This window comes from Endozoicomonas sp. ALD068, from assembly GCF_049310145.1.
Lineage (GTDB): Bacteria > Pseudomonadota > Gammaproteobacteria > Pseudomonadales > Endozoicomonadaceae > Endozoicomonas_A.
In genome coordinates this window covers 1,472,194-1,494,526 of the sequence record NZ_JBLYNU010000004.1, presented here as the reverse complement: position 1 = coordinate 1,494,526, position 22,333 = coordinate 1,472,194, and the positions used below count along the sequence as shown (strand labels likewise).

General features: G+C 47.1%; 11 protein-coding genes. 9 read left to right on the top strand and 2 right to left on the bottom strand.

Annotated elements, in window-relative coordinates:
• Positions 1-15: 15 nt before the first annotated feature.
• Complete coding sequence (locus ACO6V5_RS05145; RefSeq protein ID WP_422411136.1) at positions 16-1,611, bottom strand: hypothetical protein; 1,596 nt, start codon at positions 1,609-1,611, stop codon at positions 16-18.
• Between the two features lie 395 nt (positions 1,612-2,006).
• Here ACO6V5_RS05145 and ACO6V5_RS05140 point away from each other — a divergent pair, with 395 nt between their 5' ends.
• Complete coding sequence (locus ACO6V5_RS05140) at positions 2,007-3,611, top strand: peptide ABC transporter substrate-binding protein (RefSeq protein WP_422411134.1); 1,605 nt, start codon at positions 2,007-2,009, stop codon at positions 3,609-3,611.
• Positions 3,612-3,729: 118 nt separating this feature from the next.
• Positions 3,730-4,776, top strand: a complete 1,047-nt coding sequence (locus ACO6V5_RS05135; RefSeq protein WP_422134022.1) for a hypothetical protein — start codon at positions 3,730-3,732, stop codon at positions 4,774-4,776.
• A gap of 47 nt (positions 4,777-4,823) precedes the next feature.
• Here ACO6V5_RS05135 and ACO6V5_RS05130 read toward each other — a convergent pair whose 3' ends face one another.
• Positions 4,824-8,798 carry a hypothetical protein gene (locus ACO6V5_RS05130; RefSeq protein ID WP_422492064.1) on the bottom strand — a complete coding sequence of 1,325 codons (3,975 nt, stop codon included), beginning with the start codon at positions 8,796-8,798 and terminating at the stop codon, positions 4,824-4,826.
• 883 nt (positions 8,799-9,681) lie between these two features.
• Between ACO6V5_RS05130 and ACO6V5_RS05125 the strand changes: the two genes are divergently transcribed.
• From ACO6V5_RS05125 to ACO6V5_RS05095, 7 genes are all read left to right on the top strand, one after another.
• A complete protein-coding gene (locus ACO6V5_RS05125) occupies positions 9,682-11,286 on the top strand; it encodes a hypothetical protein (RefSeq protein WP_422412893.1) in 1,605 nt (534 codons plus the stop codon).
• Between the two features lie 144 nt (positions 11,287-11,430).
• Positions 11,431-13,197 carry a hypothetical protein gene (locus ACO6V5_RS05120; protein ID WP_422412895.1) on the top strand — a complete coding sequence of 589 codons (1,767 nt, stop codon included), beginning with the start codon at positions 11,431-11,433 and terminating at the stop codon, positions 13,195-13,197.
• A 121-nt stretch (positions 13,198-13,318) separates the two neighbouring features.
• Complete coding sequence (locus ACO6V5_RS05115) at positions 13,319-14,929, top strand: hypothetical protein (protein ID WP_422412897.1); 1,611 nt, start codon at positions 13,319-13,321, stop codon at positions 14,927-14,929.
• A gap of 220 nt (positions 14,930-15,149) precedes the next feature.
• Complete coding sequence (locus ACO6V5_RS05110) at positions 15,150-16,712, top strand: hypothetical protein (RefSeq protein ID WP_422412899.1); 1,563 nt, start codon at positions 15,150-15,152, stop codon at positions 16,710-16,712.
• A 228-nt stretch (positions 16,713-16,940) separates the two neighbouring features.
• Entirely contained in the window at positions 16,941-18,434 is a 1,494-nt protein-coding gene (locus ACO6V5_RS05105) for a hypothetical protein (protein ID WP_422412901.1), read from the top strand.
• Between the two features lie 93 nt (positions 18,435-18,527).
• Positions 18,528-20,591: a hypothetical protein gene (locus tag ACO6V5_RS05100; protein ID WP_422138152.1), complete on the top strand. Its 2,064-nt coding sequence runs from the start codon at positions 18,528-18,530 to the stop codon at positions 20,589-20,591.
• Positions 20,592-20,679: 88 nt separating this feature from the next.
• A complete protein-coding gene (locus tag ACO6V5_RS05095) occupies positions 20,680-22,206 on the top strand; it encodes a hypothetical protein (RefSeq protein ID WP_422412903.1) in 1,527 nt (508 codons plus the stop codon).
• Positions 22,207-22,333: the final 127 nt, after the last annotated feature.

Genomic DNA, 22,333 nt, shown 5'->3' with positions numbered 1-22,333 from the left:
AATCACTTTTGATCGTTATTTCTTCACTTTACTTTTTTGGGAACCCTGGTCGACGTGCTGGTTCATATCAACAGTCTTGTGTTTTCGATGTGCCCTTTTGTGGTCCAACAGGGCTTTTGTATTCTTGCAGATCTTTCCGCATGGCCAACGCTGACCACCCTCTCCGACCACTGTGTAGTAACAGGTTTGTTGCCCGCTGTGGTCAATTCTCTTGTGATCCGTCAGGGCTCCAGCATTCCTGCAGACCTTTGCACATGATTGCTGCTGGCCATTCTCACCGATCACGGTTACGTCACAGGTTCGTTTTCCACTGTGGATTTTGCTTCTGTGAGACCTCAGAGCCTGAGGATTCTTGCCGACAAACGCGCATGACCGCTTCTGGCCATCTTCCGAGACCACAATCAGGTCACAGCTTGCTTGCTTGGTGTGTCCATTTCTTTTGTGGATCATCAGGTCTTGGGCATTCTTGCAGACTGCCCCACATGGCCGCTGCTGGCTACCCTCCCCGGTCACCATCAAGTCACAGGTTTTTTGCCCGGTGTGGAATTTGTATTTGTGCGTCGCAAAAGATCGATTGTTCTTGAAGACTTTCTCGCAAGGCCGCAGCTGGCCACCCTTCCCGAGTATGGTCAATTTACAGATTCGTTGATTGCCATGGACTCTGGCTTTGTGAACCGACAGGGCTCCGGCATTCTTGAAGAAGGTTCCACATGGCTGCGACTGGTTATCCTCCCCGATCACCATCACGTCACAGGTTTTTTCCCCGGTATGGCATTTGCTTTTGTGACACGATAGTCTTTTTTCGTTTTTACAGACCTTCCCGCATTGTCGCAGATGGCCATCCTTTTCGAAGACTATCACATTGCAGGCTAATCGCCCGGCAGTAGTGTTTATAGCGTCTGTCACTGTAGCTATTGAGGCTGAGGCGACCCCGTCTGAGGCGACCCCGTCCAGAGAGTTACATCGATAACAATGTCTCCTTGCCAAATGGTGGGAGAAGCTTTTTTCGGATGTTTTACCCGTTTTGTCTGTAGAACTTTCTTCACAATTCTGCACTTTACCATCGGTTGAACCGGAAGATTGTCTAAATCGACAAACGCCATTACAGGGGTGGACGAAACAATTTAAGCCCAAAGTATGTGAGTGTTGTTGTGGCTCTTCGTTACCTTTGCCAGAGTCAGAGTAGAGCAAATGGGTTAAATAGCCCAAAGGGTGGGTAGTGAACTGTATTGCCTGGTGGCCGGATGATTCTGGAGGTTGCCCCTGTGGTTGGTCCTGTTCAGAACCTGGCACCGTAATGCTGACCGCAAACGGGTGATTTTGAGACACTTCTTGTTGTTCAATCGGGTTAAACAGAGGTGAATCCCGGTTCCAAGAGCTTTTTAAAAGCCAGCCAACGGCGATAGCTGCTTCTAGAGAATAGGGGATGGCGCTTAGAGGCTTGTCTTTGGGTGTCAGGATCAGTTCATAAGCAACCAGCAGATTCCTGACGTAAGGCCATTGCAAGGAGGTCGACTCAACGGGAGGCGCTTCCATCTCGTAACTGTCAGGTCTATCAAGCTCGACAATAAAACCCCCGTTCAACGGTTTGGCCAGGCAGATGACAGACAACGACAATAACAGCAGTATTGCAAAACGGGAGTGTTTAATAATTTTATCCTTGCCTTCTGATTTCCAGAGAGGAAGGATAGATCAATATAGAAGTCTGCCCAGTGGTTGAGCCTAGCAGCCTGTCGGACTTAAGACTGTCCTACTGCGGTTGTAATAAATTGGTCTAAAAATCCCTGTTTCTTCGTCAAATAGCTCGCTATTCTCCTCAGAAACAGAGATTTTTATCCTCAATTTCTTGCAATCCTCGCTACGGACGCTTAAGTCCGACAGGCTGCTAGCCATCAAAAAAGCCTTTACCATGGAAAACCAGACGCATCTTTCTGACTTTTTTCGGCAGAAGCTTTATGAATAAGCTATACAGAAGATTCGTGTAGTTTTTTGATCTGACCTCCTAAATGTCCTTTATATTCAAGCCCCTTACATTCAGGGTTCGTGGCTGGCTGCGTAGAACTCTCCTTGCCCTGCCCTGCTTCCTGTTGGCCTTCACTGCTTCCATGCAGGTTTTCTCTTTGCCCCTTGAGAGGGGTCTGCTGGCCAACCCAAAATCCCTGCACCCCCACTATTTTGGCGGCTCACCCAACGCCCAGGTGCTCAAGGATGTTTTTGAAGGGTTAATGGTGCAGAACAAAAACGGTGAACCCGTGCCCGGAGTGGCCAGCGATGTTGAACGCGCCCCTGACGGCACCCGATATACCTTTATCATCAGAAAAAATCTGAAATGGTCAGATGGCAGTGCCCTCACGGCTGAAGACTTTGCCCGCAGCTTCAGGGCACTGGCCGATCCTGAACGTCGAGCCACCTACCGCTGGTACTTGAAAGTCGCTAAAATAAAAGGAGCCGAGCAGGCTCTGAATGGCGATCTTGATGCCCTGGCGGTGAAGGCATACGACGATAAAGTCATTATCGAACTGGATCAGCCCACTCCTTATTTTCTGGACCTGATGACCTTTCCCAGCTTTCTGCCTGTCCATAAGAGTAATCTCAAGGGCGATACCTCAACCATTCCGGTCACCAACGGTCCCTTCAAAATTCGTCAAGTGATCCCTGAAACCCGTATAGAATTAAGCAGCAACCCCCATTATTTCCGTCATCTGGATACTGACCTGCAACGGGTCAATTACCAGATTATTCCATCCGTCCATCGTCAAATAGAACAATTTGAGAATCACGTACTGGATGTAACGGCTCAATTGCCAGCGCTGCATATTCAGGAATTGAAGAAAAAGCACCCTGTGTCTGTGTTTGAAGATCAGGTTCTTGCCACCGCCAGCCTGATGGTCAGCCCGAAGGTAACGGTCCTGCATAATTTAAAAGCAAGGCAGGCTCTATCGATGGCTATTGACAGGAATGCGCTGGTCAAGAAGATATACCCCCACAGTCATACCACACCAGCGTGCAGTTTTGTGCCTCCCCATACCCGGGGCTTCAACCCGGACCCGGCTAACTGCAAAAGACTGCTCGATAATCCGGATCGCAGGGAACAGGCCATCAAGTTACTGGCTGAATCAGGCATTAAAGGGAGTGATATAAAACTAACTGTATTATCAAGCCCAAGGTACGATTCTCTGGATATTCTGCCAGAGATCTGCCACCAGATTAACAGCACTCTGGGCACATCCCTGAGCAGTAAGAGTGAGGAATGGGGTAGTTACCTCGAGCATATATCCAAAGGAGACTACGAGCTGGCATGGTTTGAGTGGTTAGCTGACTACAATGATGCCACGGCGTTCCTGATTCCTCTAACCGAAAGTCAATTCTTTGGCCCCTTCAGGGATCCAGCCTATCTCAGGGAACTATCCCTGGCTGTAAGCAAGAAAACCACTGTAGCCCGTTTACCGAACTATCAGAATGCCGAAGCTATTCTGGCCAGAGAATTACCACTGATTCCTGTCCTCCACCCTTCCCGGATAACACTCGTCAATCCTGATATTGGTGGCTTCTACGCCTCCAATCCGGAAGGCTGGGTTCAAAGCTGGCACCTGTACCGAATACTTGACTGACCCGCCGAGAAAAAGCAGTGTTACCAGACTTTGAATACGCCCCCTATACTGAGGAAAGACACTCTGCTTTGAGAGCTGAGTTGAAAAGTTTCACAACAGGCATAAGAATCAGATCATCATGGATAGATCCAGACTCGATACACAAGCGACTCAATTCAAGCCTATTTCTGAAAAACAGTTCGATAAGTCTCAGAAAACAGGTGTGTTTGGCCGGTGGAAAGTCAAAATTTCCAAGTCCATGGGCAAATATTCCCCCCAAAAAGCCACTCTTAAAAACGATGCCCCTGTGAAACTCGAGCAGCGGGAAATCAAAAAACTGGCCATGAACAGTAAACCGCCCACAGAACCCAGAGTTCTCAGATCTATGGCCATTGATGCTCAGTTGGCCGCTTATCCCTACCACCGATCGCTTGAGAAAATCAGCGAAGCCGGAGATATTCACAAACCAGAGAAAGAGGATTTTGCCGCTCAATGGCAACCTTCTGAGGATATCGCAAAACTGATTTCCGATGAGACAGGAGTGACCCTCAGCACCAAGGAACCCGGATTCCTGTATGACAAGAAAACAGGACTCACGGCTTACGTTCTTACCAATCCTGAACGTAAGGAAGTCCGTCTGGTGTTTGGCGGCACGACATCGGGACTGGCAGCAGGAGGGCTAATCGAACGTTCGAGAAAAAACATGCAGTTTTCAGGCAAGCAATGGCAAGCCAATCTCAAGAATCTCACGGGAAAAGGCATCCCTGACAGCTATAAACAAGCCAAAGCCCTGACCGCCAGTCTTATGAAAAATCTGCCTGCAACGCCTGAAGGCGAGCCTTTTTCTCTGAAACTCAATGGCCATTCCAAAGGAGGAGCCGAAGCAAGCTATGCAGCACTCTCCATGGTGCCTCCAGTCGAAGCGGTTTGCTTCTCAAGTGCGGAGCTGAGTCGTGCAGCTTTATCAGACATTCCCAGAGAAAATCTGGCCAGCGCCCACGAGAAGGTAACCCATTATAAGGTCAGCAAAGACCCGGTGACGCTTGCCGGAAAGTTTATCAGCGGTTTGTCCCATACCGGCAAAGTCATCACGCTTCCAGCCAAACATGCTTATGATTCGTTTCTGGATCGGCATGATAAGTTCACAAAACATATTGAGCATTACGCCAAAAATGAGTCCCACTGAACCTTTACGTTTGATTGAGAGGGCTTTTAAAACCCTCTCAATCAAACTTACAGCTCAGGTTCCATTATCGGATTTTCAATCAAAGGGAATTGATCACCTTCGCTTTCGCCCAAATTCATTTCAGGATCTTTCGTCAAACCTGTTTTCATTTCTACGCCTTCGGATGGCGAAAAACTGACTGCATCATCCTCACTTAAACTGCCCCATTTGCGTTGGTTACACCATGCAAGCACTTTTGCAGTGGCAGCCAGTGCAAGGGTTTTGGGTAAGATAAAGAACGACCAGGCTCTCCCATGTCCAGGCAGATTGGTAAGACCATAGAGACCACACCCGCCGAATACAGCAGCTGCACCGACAGCGAACCCTATGCCGACCCATTGGCCCGTGCTCAGACCATTGTGTGAAGGTGTCGGAGACCCTCTCAAGGCCTGAATATTGGGCAAAGCGCTACAGTTACCCTCTGCAAACTCAAGAATATCAGAAGGTATTTCATCGAGGTTAACGGAGAAGCAACGGTTACTGTACACCTGAACCAGGCCATCAATTCTGGCAGGCTCTTTAGCCAGTCTGGCAACCGTGACATCAATGGTTTTCTTCTCGTCAATAGCTGAACCCATGGCAATGTTGTCAGCGACAAAAGCATAGATATCGTCATTATTATTTGGCAGTACAACACTGATGTTCACCGAAACAGACTCGGTCTCCTGAACATTCTTACGAACTTTCAGGATTCTGTAGTGACGGACATCAATAGCAGCCGGTGCAGACTCGCCAGAATTTGAGTCTGTAAAGCGGTTACCGGAAATATCCATCTTCTGGACTTCTTCCAGGCAATTTTTACAATCGGCATAAATGGCGGCCTTTGTCAGACCTCCGGAAAAAAACGTACTGCCAGTAATTATCACATCACCTGATGAGTCCTGTACCTCAACATAGTGTGAAGGTGCTTTTTCGTTCTCCCTGTTGACGTTATATTGAAACTCATCACTACTCATCAGGAGTTTTCCACGATAGTCGACCGCCTTGACTGCCGTGTAGAGAGGCTTGCCCCGGATATTGTCTACAGCGGAAATATCCCAGGTTATACCTTTGCTGAAGAAACCCTGAGCTGAACTGTTACTATCCAGCAGAACCAGTGATTCTGCCTCGGCAGGATAATCAATGGATTGCTTAATCACCGTATTGCCAACACCGACCAGTGCCACGGGCCAGAGCATACGCAGTGGCCTATTCAGTTCATAACTGCCTGCTTCAAGCAAAATAACCTTGCCAGACTCTGAAGCCGTGTCTACTGCGTAGAGCAGTTCCCCGATGTTTTTTACAATCACTACTTCAGAAAACGTAGTCTTTACCCCCTCTTTCTGAAGCTCATTCAGAAGTTGCTGACAGAGCTGAGCCTTGTCTGCATCGGTCCGCTGATCACATAGGCTGCTGAACACGGGGGAAGTGGTCGGTGTCAAGCTCGCTGTGGCAGATGATACGACAGTGGTTTTGTTTGCACCCAACTCAAAGGGTTTATAGCTGTCCGTTACCGAGGCAGTCTGAATAGACTGCGAAGGCGTCAGCGAAGTTGGCGTTGAAGTAGACACTTCAAGGCCTGCAGTGTAGCTATAATTAGTAAAATCCAGAATCTTTAACCCATAGTAATCATTTCTGTATACATTCACATCACCGTATACCTTTGCAGGGTCAAAAAGGCTCTTCTCAAGTTTTAGCTCAATAACTCTTGCATCTTCCGGTGCATCTTTGTTGGCGGTATTGTTTTTTATGGAAGCACTTTCGATATGCTGGTAATTTGCAAATTTAAGCTTTATCGCACCTGCAGCATGACGGTCTGCCTGAAGGTTGTTGTTAATTTTCAGGTGTTGGTAATCAGAAAGAGCGATAGCACTGGGTTGCGAAAGATCCGTACTACGGGCAGTAGCGAAAACATTACTGTCGACCTCAATAGCAGCCTGAGGATTTGCGCTGGCACTGGACCTGATCACACTAACCGGTGTTAACGATGAATCAAACGTACTATGACCAATGTAATACTTATAACCCGGGTTATCTTCCAGTGCTACAGCATGTTCAGACCGGATCCTTGATTCATAATGACTGAAGCGGTTTTGGTAAATCCGTATATCCCCGCTATAACTTTTTGCAGAGATATGAGATTTAAATGGATGTCCATCAGAACTGAAAGGCCGCTGGGTTTGCCACTCCAGATTCCAACTGTAAAAACCGGCATCCGAAGAATCGTGGCTAGTACTCAGGTACAGCAATGAAGGGTTTCCTCTATGGCTGGGACTATAGAAGTGATGACCCGATGGCTTTATTACAGGCAGCCCAACAGCTCTACCTTCTAAACCAACCATTGCAGTCCGCTGACTGATTCTCATCTCCCCTGGCAGTTCATAATCACCCGGTTTCAATAAAATAATTCTACCGCGAATAGCCCTGCCATCCTCGCCAATCGTTTTATTGATGGCCTTGAGCAGCTCCGCAACCGTTGCAACCACAAAGGCATGTGAAAAGGCAGGCTTATTGGCAGCAGGCCCCGAGGCCAGTTCGTTTTGCAGAAATGCCTTACAAGTAGCAAATGCGGTTGGATGATCCCGGATATCGTTACAGGGTTCCGTTTTTGCAGGCAGCGGGCGAACAGAGGCGGTGGCAGCTATCAGTGAACCGGTTGGCGTAATGGCATCAGGAGACACACTGACTGATGAGGCCGCTTTTACCGTCGATGACGCTGCAGTTGTCTGTGAAGGCATAATAACCTGTTTGCCCGGGAAGTAATCAATAAATCTCGGGGGAAGTCCGGCTTCATGAAAAGTGTAGTGATCATTGTCGCGAACAATAAGCTCACCGGTAACCCTCAGATCATGATCGGCAGAGTGGGAAGACTCGACGATAATTCTGCGCTGAAGCTCAGGTGCATCTTTATGGGCAACGTTATTCCTTACGTAACCAGCCATGTGTTTTATATTGCGATGGTCCTTTATATAAATGGTGCCTGCTGCGTCTTCGTTCTCCTGCCGGTTATCAGCGATCGTGAAGCGCATGTAACCCAGAACGTCTAATAATTTCAGTTGGTCGCTGCTGTTGGTAAACTTGCTATAAAAATGGTTGTTGACAACTTCCAGCTGTGATTCTGCGCCTTTGCAAAGGGTGCTCTCGCAACGGGCCATAATAGCTGAGGCGGTTAAATAATCGGTTTCAAAATGGTTGTTTCCTATAAGCGCATCGCCAATGGCATTTTTTAACTGAATAAAATGATTGGTCCATTGCCATGATTCATCCGAGAATTTGTTTTCATAAATCCGCAATTCACCTCGATAGGAATCGCTATAAATGACTCCATTGTTTTCAGGAGAGGGGAGGTTGGCGATCCAGTGAATGTGATAACTGTAGAAGCCGGTTTCAGCTACCTTCGAGTCATGATGGAGATAAGCGATAGAATTGTTTTCAGATTTGAACTCATCATGGATACGAATAACTGGATACTTGTTGTCTTTAACGGTTCCGACCAAGGCTATTTTGTGAGAAATATCCAGTGCTCGGGTGATGCGATATTCTTCATTTTTTAATACAACCAGTCTGCTGGCATCCGGATTGCCTTCCGGGAACTTGCCGGTAACGGCTTCATCCAGTTCCCTGGCATTACTGACCACCACAGCCGTAGAAAAACGCCCCCGCGAAGCTTTTTCATTGTTAAGGAAGTCGTTACAGGCCTTAAAGGCAATAGGCTCATGACTTAAGCTATTGCAGGGATTGGTCATCGCCTCTGGTGAAGTACTGTTTGGTAACAGGCCGGTCGGAGTGCTTTGTGGAGGAGCAGTCGTGTCAGTCAGATTATCAGGTGAGGGAGCAGTCGTATCAGTCGGGGTGTCTGGTGGGGGCGTAGTCGTGTCTGGGGAAGCGCCACTGCCGACACTATAAGCGGAAAGAGACAGAGCGCAGAATGCCAGAAAAAAAACCGATAAAAAACATCGTATTTTATACGACGGATAACAAATAGTTGCACATGAACTTTTCATAATAATGAGTAAGCCATATCTATAAAAATTAATAAAAAATCAAACGCATCTTCAATGACAGAATGTTTGAGTAATTAGTCGTGTAACTTCAGTTATAAAAACTGATAGTTAATAAGTTAGGAAAAATATTTCCAACAATTAAAATAGTTTGAAATAGATGTGGGATTTTTTACATTGAACGGCTTTAGGGAAAGATGAATTCGTAGATTTTCATGCACCAAAGCCACAATAACCGACAAGACTTTCAGGCTCCAGAGTAGAGGTTGATTTGTCAGCTAATGAAACGCACCAAAAATGGGCTGGAGCCCCATTTTAAGAACAACATTTGTCTTAAGTACCTGGCCAGTTGGTTTCGCATATTCTGGCGAGTGGATTTTTTCATCCTTCAAGGCGCAACGACGGGCGCGTAGCCATAGCTACGCAACCAGAGTTGGAACGCAGAAGGATGGAAAAAGCCGCCGTCCAGAATATGCGAAACCAACTGGTTAGGTACTTATTATATCTGGCTATTGACATAGATCTTTTTTCACAAATTGCCCAGATGGACAATGGATAAGGCCAAAGCACAGGCTTTGCTCTTCGAACCTGTAATACCAATCGAACTTTCTAACTCCCTATTGCGCTGAAGATTTGAGCCTTAATCCTGCGTTGGCGATCGTCGCCATAGCTAAGGCTATGACTCCTCACGCCGCCTTGTCTTAAGGCTCAAATCTCCATGCTCATTGCGGGAGTTAGAAAATACGATTGGTATAAGAAATACAGAACAGATGTGCCGGTCGGTGGCTGGAGTGGTTGGAAAACCGCACCGTTTTCTTAACCTCGATCAATGGCTAACCATACATGTAGCGTCTAGGCTTCGGTAAATTTCTCAGGAGTTCAGAGCATGATGAAGCTACAGCAATATCTGGCACGTTTAATTGTGCCTGTATTACTGTTTCAGGCCCTGAATACCCAGGCTCAAACAAGATTACAATCTTCAACAGCAACCCCTTCTGCCATAAATAAGACGACACCCTGCGACGATCTTCTGAAGCCGACGAATCTTGCACTGCAGACGAAAGGAGTACAAAAACGACTGAACCAGCACAGCAAACTTGTTAAGGGACAGCAGTGCGTTATTCTCAGTGCCAACCCCTTAAAAGATTTAAGTGAGTTAATAGAGCAGTTTCCCGAGAACACCGTCATATTGTTCTCATCCAATACTGACCCTATCGTGACACCCTCGCCAACAGCTACCTCTTTGAAGGGCAAAACGCCGGTTGTGTACTTTGCTGACCATGAAATACGTTTAAAGAATGGTCAGAACATTATTGGCGCAGCTGATGACGACTTTGAGATCGTCATCAGGGATCGGCCAGTATTTGAAGGCAAATATCTGCTCAGGTTTGGATCTGCCAACTTTCAGCCCGCCCATACAGACGACAGCAATATAAAACACATTACTTTTCGGCCCACCCGAAAAAAAAAGCGCGACTCCATTAAATCCATTATTTACGCAGAGTGTTATAACCGAAAACTGATTGTAGAAAGCAATGTATTTTATCCCCCTATCCTGGCCGAAATTATTGATGTAAATGATTTACATAAGCCTCCTTTCCGGGCCGCCGTTATTATTGCTTGCGAAAAAAATCTGGATGCATCTGTCAAATGGCTCCAGGGCCCAGAGTTGCAGTTTGCAGATAACAAGATCATCGGTGAAAAGTTCGACTCGATTAGCGACAAACTTTTTCCCTATGTTATTCCCGACCAAGGCCTGTTTATTAATCTTACTGGCATCGTGAATCAGCAGGACAAGATAGCTGTTTCCGGGAATATATTCGAAGGTTATATTGCAGAAGCGGCTGAGTTCACGCTTGGACCCGGGACCCGCATGGAGGTCTTCAATAACACTATCAGCATTTCCAATGAGGGCGACACAGAGCACAACTCTGTTCGCAAAGGGGGGTTCGTTCTCGCGGGGCCTGCAGATAACACGGAAATCCCCCCTGTTTTTTTACTGGCTGACAATCAGATCAGGGTAACACGGACAGCTATCATCGTAAGGGGGCAGCTCGGCCTGATAATGGCTTGTAATCACCTGCAGGCAGTTAATCCATGGTGGCAACCCCAAAAACAATTCAGCCTGAAAGCACTGCCATTGCCCTCGGGAAGAGAACCAGAATGGTGCAATGACATAGTGAGTTCAACGACTGTCAGGCCCACTTCTTCAGGTTCAGCCCATGACAGGTCAACATCCATTCCACCTGCAATAAGCAGCCGGTTTGCCAATACCTGGACTGCCATCAACGGTTCCTTCTTCACTGCCTGTAAGGGTCTGGTCAACTTCGAGGGTCGGTTTTTGTTTGCTACAGAAGTCTGCCAGCCTGTCATTTCCCATTCTGCTCCCGATACCAGCACGACAGCAGTCCCTCCCTCATCAACAATTACAGCTACAGTGGCAACCCCTCTGGGCATCATGACCACTCTGGCCATATTGTTGAATCTATAACCAGAGCCTGTTTATCCTCGCAGGCATTCCGGGAACATGGGAACGATTAAAGGGAAGTCCTGTTTATTTTCTTAATACCTGATAATGGCCAACTATTAATGGAGCGTCTAGGCTTCCTATCTAGACTCGCCAGGAGCCGGGAACATGATCAAGCAGCAATATTATCTGGCCCGATTGATCGCGCCTTTATTCCTTTTGCAAGCTCTGATTCTTCAGGCCCAGATGCCGACAGTCTCTCCTACTACATCAAGCCTTTCGACATGCGACACTCTCACGGGACAAACGAGTGGGGTTGAAAAACGGCTAAATCTATACAGGAAACTGGTTAATGGAGAAGAGTGCATTGTTCTCGATCACGACCCTTCAAAGGATTTAGGTGATTTAATAAAACAGATTCCAAAGGACACCTTTATCTTCCTCTCCTCCAAAACTGCACCCGGCGCAACGCTTTCTCCCGCTACCCCCGCATCCAGTATTGCACCCAGCGCAACGCTTTCTCCCGCTACCCAGGCAGCTGAAACCTCGGTTGAGTATTTTGTTGACAGTGAAATAGTTTTGAAAGACGGTCAGTCCATTATTGGAGCAGCTGATGACGGCTTTGAGATTGTCATCAGGGATCGGTCAACTTTCAATCACAAACACTTACTTAAAGTTGGATACCCTAAAAGCTTCAAACCTGACGAAACCAAAGACAGCCATATAAGACACCTTACTTTCTGGCCATCACTGAATAATCCACGCCTTCCCCTTGACTCTATTATTTCTGCAGAGTGCTTCAACCGGAAGCTGATCATAGAAGATAACCTATTCCGCACTCCTGCAAAGGCCGCCTTCAAGCTTGAGTGCAAAGAATTTTCCGATGCCTCTGACCCAACCCACCCCCCTGGCCCACACCTGCAGTTCGCTAATAACAAAATCTATGGAGGAAAATACACCTCGATTATGGACAGAATTTATTCCCATGTTATTCAGGAACAAGGAATATTTATTAATCTTCCTTCTGTCATTAACCAGTCAGGTCGGCTATCGGTTATTGGAAACAGATTTGAGGACGATATTGCAGAAGCGGCTGAGTTCAGACTTGCCCCCGGATCTAAAATCAATGTCTTCAATAACATTATCAATATATCCAATGTTGGCCCCATAACTCGCAGCACCACTCAAAAAGGAGGTTTCGTTCTGGTTGGGCCAACATATGACCTTGCAAAGCTGCCTGTTTTTTTCCTGGCTGGCAATCAAATCAAGGTAACACGAACCGCTATAACCGTCAGGGGACAGCTTGGACTGACTCTGGTTTGTAACCACCTGCGGGCCGTCAACCCGTGGCGGCAACCCTTAAAACAATTCAGCATTAAAGCAATGCCAGCACCTTTGGGACAGGTGTCAGGAGTGTGCAGTAGCCTTGTGGGTCCAACTTCTGTCATGCCAATATCTGGTACAAATTCAACCTTTGTTATGTCAACGCCCACCCCAGATTCAACGGCTGTCATGTCAACATCCGCTGTTGTGTCGGCTTCCAGTCCGAATGCAACCCTTGCCATGTCAACTCCCATTCCAGATTCAAACGCTGTCATGTCAACTCCCACTCCAAATTCAACCGTTGTCATGTCAACTCCCGCTGTAAATTCAACGATTGCCATACCAACGCCCACTACACATGGAAGCACCCGGTTTGCAAATACCTGGACTCCCATAAACGATTCCTCGTCAACTCCCTGTACCGGTCTGGTTAACTTCGAGGGTCAGTTCTTTTTTCGTAAAGAAATCTGCCAACTATTCACTCTGGCTTCTGCTTCTGTTGCTAATACAACGTCCGGTTCCCTTTTGGTCCCAACTACGGCAGCGGGAACAACCGCAGAGATTACTGGTTTGAGTGTTTTGGCTACGTTGGCCATATGGTTGAATCTATAACCTGAGCGAATTCTTTCGAGGCGATCATTCCCCACATAGCGTCTGTTGCAAAACTCTGGTTCAGGTGCTTTCAGGTCTTGTGGGTTCAATGACCCACAGATATCCCTAAAGAGCCCGAAACATGAACAAGCTGCCAGATTATCTGACCAGATTGATCGCGCCTTTATTCCTTTTGCAAGCTCTGATTCTTCAGGCCCATGTGCCGATAGTCTCTTCTTATATATCATGCCTTCAGATATCACCTTGCAACACTCTCATGGGACAGACGTCAGGGGTTGAGCAACGGCTGAAGCAATACAGAGAACTTGTTAATGGAAAACAGTGCGTTGTTCTCAGTGTCGACCCATCAGAGGATTTAGGTAGGTTGGTAAAAAAGATCCCGGAGAACACCGTTATCTTGCTCTCCTCCGCCACTGCACCTGGCGCGACACTTTCTCCGTCCCCTTTCCCCGTGACAGATAAAACGCCGGCTGTGTACTTTGTTGACACTGAAATAGTTTTGAAAAACGGTCAGGACATTATTGGAGCGGCTGATGACGGTTTTGAGATTGTCATCAGGGATCGGTCATATTTTGAATACAAACACATACTCAGAGTTGGATACCCTGAAAGCTTCAAACCTGAAGAAACGAAAGACAGCCATATAAGACACCTTGCTTTCTCGCCATGGCAGAAAAGTTTTCACCATCCCATTGACTCCATTGTTTTTGCAGAGTGCTTCAACCGGAAGCTGATCGTAGAAGATAACCTATTCATGAGTCCTGCAAGGGCCGCCTTCGCTCTTGATTGCAAAAAATCCTTCGATGCCTCTGACTCAACCCGGAACCCGGGCCCAAACTTGCTGTTCGTTAATAACAAAATCTCTGGAGGAAAATACAGCTGGATTCCCGATTATACTTTTTACTATGTTACTCAGGAACAAGGGATATTTATTAATCTTCCTTCTATTATTAACCAGTCAGATCGACTATCGGTTATTGGCAACACATTTGAGTACTATATTGCACAAGCGGCTGAGTTCAGACTTGCACCCGGATCTAAAATCAATGTCTTCAATAACATTGTCAATATATTCAATGCTGGCCTCACAATTCGAAGCTCTGCTCGCAAAGGAGGTTTCGTTCTGGTTGGGCCTGCACATAGCCCTTCAAAACTGCCTGTTTTTTTCCTGGCAGGCAATCAAATCAAGGTAACACAGACCGCTATAAACGTCAGGGGACACATTAGACTGACTCTGGCTTGTAACCAACTGCAGGCCTTCAATCCATGGTGGCAACCCTTAAAACAATCCAGCATTAGAGCAATGCCGGCACCTTTGGAAAAAGTGTCAGGAGTGTGCGGTAGCCTTGTGGGCCCAACGACTGTCATGTCAACTCCCACTGCAAATTCAACCGTTGCCATGTCAACTCCCGCTGTAAATTCAACGGTTGCCATACCAACTCCCACTACACATGGAAGCATCCGGTTTGCAAATACCTGGACTCCCATAAACAATTCCTCGTCCACTGCCTGTGCCGGTCTGGTTAACTCCAAGAGTCAGTTCTTTTTTTACTCAGAAATCTGCCAACCATTCACTTTACGTTATGCTTCTGCTTCTGCTTCTGCTTCTTCTGTCTCTGTTGCTGATACAACATCCAGTTCCCTTCTGGCCCCAACTAAAGCAGCGGGAACAACCGCAAAGATTACTGGTTTGGGTGTTTTGGCTAGTCTGGCCATATGGTTGAATCTGTAACCTCAGTTAATTCATCCTTTTGACACCATCATTCCCCGCAAAACAGCATTGCAGAACCCTGGCTCCCATGCTTTCAGGCCCTGTGAGCCGCAACCTGGGAACCGATACGTTCTTGCCAATTTTTTCATGATCGAATTACATGAGATCGAATAATATTAATGGATAGTTATAAATGCAGAGTCTAGGCTTCCTTATTTTAGGATTTCCGGAAGTTTTTAAAGTGATTCATAATTTAACCCGATTAATCGCGCCTGTGTTTCTTATAAAGGCTCTGGGTCTCCATGCCCAAACGACAACTCAATCGACTATACCCGAACCCCCTTCTCCTTCAACACCCCCTCCGACGATGTCCTGCGAGGCTATTTCGGGGCAGACGTCAGGGGTTCAGAGTCGCCTTATCGAGCATAAAAGCCTCGTTCGCGGTCGGCAGTGCGCTGTTCTCAGTGCCGACCCGACAGTGGATGCAGATCAGCTGATCAATCAAATTCCTGAAAACACCGTGATACTGCTCTCCTCCGAAACTGCTGTGAAGACGCCTTCTCCATCAGGTTACCCTGTCTCGGGCAAAGTCCGGGTTGAGTACCTTATTGGCAGTGAAATACGTCTAAAAAACGGTCAAGTCATTCTTGGGGCGGCTGATGATGGCCATGAAATCGTCATCAGAGATCGGCCGGGATTTGTAGATAAACATTTCGTTAAGGTCGGAACCACTGACAACTTCAGGTTTGACGAAACCGAAGACAGTCACATCAGACACCTTACTTTCCAGCCCAATCGGGAAAATGGCTCCCCCTCAATTGACTCCATTGTTTTCGCAGAATGCTATAACCGGAAACTCATTTTAAAAGAAAACGTATTTCACCTTCCTCTCCGGGCTTCACTTGTCCTTGATTGTAAAGAATCTCTGGATGCATCAGACAATGACAAACACCAGGGGCCGGGCCTGCTGTTCGCCGGAAACACACTCATAGGTACAAACTTCAAAAAGCTCACCAAAACGCTTGTTCCCGAAATAGGCCTATCTATTAATTTGCCTGCCATCAGAAATCAGCAAGAGGCATTAACTGTTACCGGGAACACAATCCGGGGCAAAATGGCAGAGGCAGGTGCGTTTAAACCTGGCTCCGGAAGCGATATAAAGATTTTCAAAAACACGGTTGATATTCGCAATTACGGCAGCATTGGTCGCCCCGCTTACCGCAGAGGTGGTTTTGCTCTTTTAGGTCATACCGATATCAGTGCAAAAACGCCTCTCTTTAATGTGGTTGGCAATAAGATCCAGGTGACAGCAACAGCTATAACTATCGGGGGACTGATTGAACTGTCTATGTCTTGCAACCAGCTGCAAGCCTTCAATGCATGGTGGCAAATGCAACCGCAATACAAATTCAAGGCACTCCCTGCAACATTTGGTGATATTGGAAGACAGTGTGAAAACCTTGTGAGTTCAAACGATGTTATGCCAACTCCACATAAAAACAACCGGGCTGATAATACCTGGACGGCGACACATTATTCCTCTGATACGGCTTGCTCCGGTTTGGAAAACTATGTAGGCCAGCTCTTCTATGACTCAGAAAACTGCCAGTCCTTCACTCGATCCTTTGTTTCCAGAACCCGCAAAACTGACAGTCCCACTAAAACTGGCAGTAATAATAAAACTGACAGTAGCACTACCACTGAAAGTATCTGCATGAACTGCGGTAGATTACCAGAGCATACCGTCCAATTTTTTAGTGTGTGTTTTCTCCTGACCCTCGTGGCTGTGATGTGCACTAATTAATCTGAGCTGATTCACCCTTCCGGTTCAGGCAGGCTTTTAGAAAACTCTGGTTCCCTTTCAGGCTCTATGGGATCCGGAGTTTGAAACAACAGGCTATCTCAAGTTATTGAGACCGGTTTTCGGATAAGCAGAGCATGGAAACAAGTTGTACTTTCTCAACACAGACCAATGGATAACTACAAATACAGCGTCTAGGCTTTTTAACGACCTTCCCGAGGAACCCTGAAAATGATTAAGTTGCAGCGTTCTACAGCTCGGTTAATCGTTACTGCATTTCTGATACAAGCCCTGAGCCTGTTCGCCCAGACAACTCAGCCTGCAACCACAACATCCTTGCCATCAACATTGTGTGACACTCTTACAGGACAAACGACGGGGGTTCAGCAACGGCTCAACCAGTATAATGACCTTGTTCGTGGACGACAGTGCATTGTCCTCAGTGCCGATCCGATAGAAGATACCGCAGAGCTGATTAATCGAGCTCCTGAAAACAGCGTGATACTGCTCTCCTCCAACATTATCCATGGAGTGACGCCTACTCCCTTCATGACCCCTTCAACAAGTAAAAAACCGGTTAACTACTTCATTGACAGTCCAATACTTATAAAAAGTGGTAAGGATATTATAGGGGCTGCTGATGACGGTTTTGAAATCGTTATTTCGCCTTGGCCAAGTTTCCGACAAAATTATATGCTCAAGATGGGTTCCTATGATGATTTTCAGTTTGGAGAAACAAGAGACAGTCATATAAAGCACATTACGTTCCAACCCATTCTACCTGACAACAGCTCACCCATTCACACGATTATCTTCGCTCAGTGCTCTAACCGCAGATTGTTTCTGGACAACAACGTATTTTATCTCCCAAACTGGATCGGAGTCAGACTTGAGTGCACAGAACCTCTCGATGCAGCTGCCAATCATTTGCGTCCGGGCCCTGGTCTGCACTTCATCAATAACACAGTACTGGCCGACTCAATCAACGCTCACGGTCACATGCATATCCCTCTGCATGCGTTAAAAATCTATCTTCGTGGCATCGAGAACCAGTCCGGGAGGGTCAGTGTTATTGAGAACACTTCCCGGGGAAAGATGGGAAGCATGGGTCGCTTTGGTCTTGGACCCGGAAGCAGTATGGATATCTTCAGAAATATTATCGATATTGACAACTCAGGCTTGACACATAGAGAAATGAATTTAGGAGGAAAAATACTAAAAGGTGGTTTCATTCTTATTGGTCATAGTGAACGCGCTTCAGAACCGCCTCTCTATAATCTGGCAGGCAACCAGATTTATGTAACAGACACCGCTATAAGTGTCGAGGCAAAACTTGAACTAGCCCTGGCATGTAACCGCCTGCGGGCCTATAAACCCTGGCAACAAGACAAACAACAACACCCCGTCAAAGCTGCTGATCCGTTACCACTGGCAGGTGAGTGCGAAAGTTCGGTAAATTCAACCGTTGCCATGGCAATGACCCGGCCGCCCAGACTCTGTCAGATTGTCAATACCTGGACTGCCATCAATAATTCCACAGCTTCTGCCTTGAGTGGACTGTCCTACGTCGATGGTCAGTTCAACTTTGACCCGCTAGTCTGCCCGGCAATCAATTCGACCTCTGCTCCTGCCACCACACCATCTACCCCTTCATCGGAGGGCACAAACCTCGCAGCAACGGCTTTAGGCGTCGTGACCTCTTTATTCCTTTTGTTAAAAAACTAATCTGAAGTCATGTCTCCGGCAAAGAGACTGATGGCTAATTGTAAATGCAGAGTCTAGGCTTCCTATCTAGATTTATCGGTAGTAGTCCTTAATATGAACAAGTCACAGTATTATTTAGCCCGTTTAATCGTTCCTGTATTCCTTTTACAGGCTCTGAATCCGGAAGCTCAAGCGACTCAGCCGCCACTTCCAACAGACTGCGCCTCTCTTTCAGGACAAACGACGGGGGTTCATCAATGGCTTGACGACAATAGTGAATTTATTCGTAGACGACAGTGTGTTGTTCTCACTTCAGACCCAACGGTGGATACCGCTCAGCTGATCAATCAAATTCCTGAAAATACTGTCATACTGCTCTCGTCCCGTACGACGATTCAACCCGTTATCCCCCCAACAGGTAATACCCTGATTATCTACCTTATTGATAGTGAAATCGTTTTGAAGGACGGTCAGGACATTATTGGGGCAGCTGATAAAGGTTTTGAAATAGTCATTACGCCTAAGCAAAGTTATAAAAAGCAATTTATGGTCAGGGTTGGAACCCGTGACAACTTCCAGTTTGAAAAAACAAGAAGCAGTCATATAAGGCACGTTACTTTCACGCCAAAAGGCCACGGGTACCGCAGCCAAGTATACGCAATTGTTAAAGCAGAGTGCTATAACCGAAATCTGATTATAGAAAACAACCAGTTTTCTCTTCCTTATTGGACGGCAGTTGACCTTGATTGCAAAAAACCTCTGGATGCATCCGCCAATGATGATCACACGGGCCCGGGCCTCCTGTTCGCGAATAATTTGATCATCGGTAGTGGTATCAGAACGCGGTTCGGCCTCTTTTTTGCCGAGGAAGGGATACACATTAACCTTCCAGCCATCCAGAACCAGTCAAAGAGGCTCAAGGTTATTGGGAACAGATTCCTGGGCAGAATGGCTGAAGCCGGTGAATTTGTTCTTGGACCCGGTGCCCATTTAGATGTCTTCAGAAACAGGGTCTACATTTCCAATATCGGTATCACACTTCGCAGCGCCCGTCGACAACGACAATCATTGCTGGGAGGCTTTGCTCTCATAGGTCACAAAGACAGCGACTCAGAGCCTGCTCGCTTTAATCTGGCGGGCAATGAGATTAAGACAACAACAGCCGCCATAACCGTCAGAGGCCCCCTTGAACTGGCCCTGGCTTGCAATCACCTGCGGGCAATCAGTCCCTGGTTACAACTTCAACCAGAATTCAGCCTGAAATCTGCTAATCCATTGCCACTGGGAAAAGAGTGCCCAAGTGTGATGAGTTCATCCATTGCCATGCTCACTCCTGACTCAACCGTTTCCAGACAGGCTCCAGTATCAACCGTTGACATGTCAACGCCAAACTCAACGTCTGTCATGCCAGGTCTGGAATCAACCGTTGGCGTGTCAACGCTAAACTCAACCTCTGTCGTGCCGGGTCTGGGATCAACCGTTGGCGTGTCAACTCCAAACTCAACCTCTGTCATGCCAGGTCTGGAATCAACCGTTGGCATGTCAGCTCCAAACTCAACCTCTGTCGTGCCAGGTCTGGAATCAACCGTTGGCGTGTCAACTCCAGACTCAACCTCTGTCATGCCAAGTCCGGGATCAACCGTTGGCATGTCAACTCCAAACTCAACCTCTGTCATGCCAAGTCCGGGATCAACCGTTGGCATGTCAACTCCAAACTCAACCTCTGTCATGCCAAGTCCGGGATCAACCGTTGGCATGTCAACTCCAAACTCAACCTCTGTCATGTCAGGTCTGGAATCAACCATTGGCACGCCGACACCAAACTCAACCTTTGACTGGCCAACTCCATACTCAACCGTTGTCATGCCAACACACAAATCCTATACAATCAACCAGATCAGGAACACCTGGACCGCCATCCATGATTCCACCGCCAACGCCTGCAGCGGATTGTTCAACTTCGAAGGTCAGTTCTTCTTTAACAGAGAAGACTGCCTGACAGTTGCCATGACCCACGCTTTTTTTATTACCGATACGATATCCATTAACAGCAGGACTCATGATACCGTCAAGACTATCATTACCTCTATGGTCCCCACTTCGTCAGCGGGCACAAATCTGTTGACTACTTCTGGCCTGGGAATCATAACCACTCTGGCCGTATTGTTATCTCCTTGACCTGAGCTTATTCATCCCTACGCAAGCGTGGCAACCGGTTTTGATTAATAGATGAGTAAAATTGCAGCGTTCAGGAGTATGACCCAGCATGATCAAACTGCAACATTATCTGGTCTGGTTGATTACTCCTTTGTTTCTGTTACAGGCTCTGAACCAGGAGGTTCCGGGCGCTCATCGCCCTAATAAACTTGACCCGATCGAGTGCGACTCTGTCCTATTGCCTGCGTTGAAGCATACGACGGGGGTTAAGCAACGGGTGGCCCAATACGGCAACCTGATTCGCGGACGACATTGCACGGTTCTCAGCGCTAACCCTGCAGAAGATTTAAGTGAGTTGATAAAACAGCTTCCGGATGACAGAGTTATACTGCTTTCCTCACACACGTTTTCACCAACCACCCCCTCTGTGCCAACCACTCCCTCTGTGACGGGTAAAACCCGGATTCACTATTATATTAGGAATGAAATAGTTTTGAAGAACGGTCAGTTCATTCTTGGGGCTGCTGATGACGGTTTTGAAATCGTTATTTCGCTTTGGGAACGTTTTCGGGATAAAAATATGGTCAGGGTTGGAACCACTGACAACTTCCATTTTGGCAAAACTCATGAAAATCGTCTGAGTCATCTTACCTTCCTTCCCACCGGGCCTCTGGACCAGCACCCCGTTAACACCATTCTTTTCGCAGAGTGCTATAACCGGAGACTGATTATAGAAGACAATGTATTTCATCTTCCTGACTGGTCTGCGGTTGATCTTGATTGCAAAAAAAGTCTGGATGCGTCTGACAATGACTCGCAGCAGGGCCCTGGCTTGCTGTTCACCAAGAACATAGTTATCGGTAAGATCATCAGCACAATAGACAACAGAATCACCATTCCCAGGGAAGGAATATTTATTAATCTTCCTGCCATCAAGAATCAGTCAAAGAGAGTCGCGCTTACCGGGAACACAATTCTGGGCGTAATAGCAGATGCAGGTCAGTTTGAACTTGGACCCGGAACCAGTATGGATGTCTTCAGAAACACGGTCAACATTACCAATGCTGGCCCCACTGTTCGCGACACCACTGGCCTTCGAATAACACAAAGGAGTGGTTTCGTTCTCAAAGGTCATTCAGAAAGTGATGCAGAACGTCCACTCTATAATTTGGCAGGCAACCAGATCCAGGTAACAGGAATGGCTCTGGCCGTCAGTCCACCCCTTGAACTGGCCCTGGCTTGTAACCACCTGCAGGGATCCAGCCCTTGGCGACAACTATACAAAGAATTCACCCTGAAAGCCGCTGATCCATTTCAACTTGTAAGTAAGTGCAAAAACTTCGTGAGTTCAACCTTAGTTATGCCAACACCCACTACCGGTTCCTATACAATCAGCCAGATCGAGAATAGCTGGACAGCCATCAGTGACTGCAGGATCAAGGCCCTGAGTGGACTGACCAACTTTGAAGGACAGTTCTTCTTTGGCCGGGAAGACTGCCTGAAAACGACTACACTATCTCCAGGCAACAGCAGCAGGCCTGCCGCTGACATAGACCCCGATTCATCAACAGCTACAACCTCAGTAACAACGGGTTTGGGTGTCATAACCACCCTGACACTATTGTTGAATCTGTAACCCGAGAGAATCCGTCCCTTCGGTTTAAAAGCCAGAGGCATGAATTCACTTACTCTGGCTCTCTTGCTTTCAGGCTCGGCAGGTCCCATCAGGAGCACAGACTGACGGCAAGTTTAAACGCAGCGCC